General features: G+C 47.9%; 1 protein-coding gene. It reads right to left on the bottom strand.

The annotated features are described in order from the left end of the window. A partial coding sequence (locus A3766_RS09395) for an MBL fold metallo-hydrolase (RefSeq protein WP_156508823.1) occupies positions 1 to 305 on the bottom strand: 305 nt, incomplete at both ends.

The following is a 305-nucleotide window of genomic DNA, read 5'->3' as shown; positions in this document are numbered from 1 at the left end:
GATCTCTAATTTTCTGACGCGGTTGATCCAGTCATTTTTGGCTGCATTGGAAGGCATCCAGCGTTGATGGAACATTTTCATTTTCGGGATATGTGCATCAAAATCATCGACGAACATTGGGCTGTCGATAGGCTCAAGAGCCGCACCAACATCGCCAGTGAACAGGATCTTCGCGACAGGGTCATATACATGGTAGTTGCCCGAAGAGTGAAGGTAGTGTGCGGGAATCAGTTGTAAAGACAGGCCCGCCAGATCCAATGTTCGGCCTTCATCCTGTATCGCCTCGTAAGAAATATTGTTCATGC

It is taken from the genome of Oleiphilus sp. HI0132, assembly GCF_001635845.1.
This window is presented reverse-complemented; position numbering and strand designations above follow the sequence as displayed.